Annotated in this window: 2 protein-coding genes; both read right to left on the bottom strand. The window is 48.6% G+C overall.

Annotated features, from left to right (window positions below; genetic code table 11):
- Positions 1-674, bottom strand: a 674-nt coding sequence (locus Q0369_RS10055) for a hypothetical protein (RefSeq protein ID WP_298099406.1), incomplete at its 3' end; no start/stop codon positions are given.
- A gap of 11 nt (positions 675-685) precedes the next feature.
- Positions 686-1,207, bottom strand: a complete 522-nt coding sequence (locus Q0369_RS10050) for a hypothetical protein (protein WP_298099403.1) — start codon at positions 1,205-1,207, stop codon at positions 686-688.
- Positions 1,208-1,367 lie beyond the last annotated feature (160 nt).

The raw sequence follows: 1,367 nt of genomic DNA, 5'->3' as shown, positions 1-1,367 counted from the left end.
GCGATTTCCGCGTAGATCAGCGCGCCCTGCGTATCGCAATTAAAAAGATTTGAAAACGATTCAGACTTATTCAGATCGATCGGATTGGGCTCAACCACCTCGGTAGCCTCAAGTAGCCCTACTCCAAGCTCGCGAGCCAAATTTAGCGCCTTTAAAAACACGGGCAAATTTTGCGCATAAAATTCATCTACGGCGGATTTAACCTCGCCGCCCGCCTCATAATCGCGCAGCAGTTTCTGCACGCTAGCAGCGCTAAGATACGCGCCGCAGCAGTAATTCTCGACGATCTCGTTGTGAATTTCACCGCTAAATTCCGCTAGAAATTCAGCCGGCAAAACCTCGCGCCAATCGCTTATGTAGGTTTTAAATTTAGAGCTTTGCTCCGCCAAAAAGCTAAACGCCGTGCCGCGCGTGTAAAAATACTCTCTAAAATAGCCCTGCGCCACGGCTATATGAAATCCGTGCGTTTTATTAAAAATCCTCTGCGTGCCGTACTGCAGCGCCGAGCGGAAGCCATCCGCGTATTTTTCTGCGTAAAATTCATCCACCCCCGCTTCGCGCGCGATTTTAGCGATGCTTTCAAAATCTCCCTTCTGCGCGAGCTTTAGCGGCTTAAAATACCACTGCGAAATTTCATCTTTGCCGATAGCATGGTAGCTTATGTCGTAACCCATTTGCTCCCCTTTTAATCTTTCAGATCGATCTGCGGCTGCCAATACAGCGACTTTGAAACTTTGCGAAATTTCATCGTGGCATTAAGGTCGTTTGAGGTGCGGTAGCTAAGCACCAGCTCGTCCTTGTCGCTCTTAGGCGCGGTGATCTTGTAGCGGCTTGACCACGCGATCTTAAAAAGCTCCTTTTGCAAAAGCGGATCCCCGTCGCTAAGCGGCGTTACGTTTGCGTTTGCGCCGTTGATCTGCACCGCGAGGATCTGAATCTCTTTAGGATAGGAGGTGAGCAAAAACACCTCGTCTCCAGCGGCGTTTCTAAGCTCAGGCGCGACGGGATTTAGATAGGTCGCCACTCCCAAATAGCGATCGCCCGCGCGCACCGATTCAAATTTTTGCGTGTAAGCCAAAAACTCGTTTTTAAGCGGATCGTGACGGGGATCGTTTGCGGAGCAGGAGTTCAAAAATAGCGCTAGCGCGGCTAGGAGCGCGCCCTTTAGCAGGCCGTTTAGCGCGTCGCTAAAATCAAATTTCTTCATCGATCTTTCCTTTGAAATTTTAGGCGCATTTTAACGAATTTTGCTTTTTAAAAGGCTAAATTCGCTACAATCTGCTCATCTTAAAAAGCCGGATTTTAAAAATGAAAAGACTTGCTATCGCATTTTCAGGCCCTTCCAACAGCGGCAAAACGACGCTAAT

This window comes from uncultured Campylobacter sp. (genome assembly GCF_938030685.1).
In the GTDB taxonomy this organism is placed as follows: Bacteria; Campylobacterota; Campylobacteria; order Campylobacterales; family Campylobacteraceae; genus Campylobacter_B.
The sequence above is the reverse complement of the archived record's forward strand: the minus strand, read 5'-3'. Positions and strand labels throughout refer to the sequence as shown.

Excerpts from the sequence above, each read along its gene's own strand:
- Q0369_RS10050 (WP_298099403.1), bottom strand. The coding sequence starts at position 1,207 with ATGAAGAAATTTGATTTTAGCGACGCGCTAAACGGCCTGCTAAAGGGC.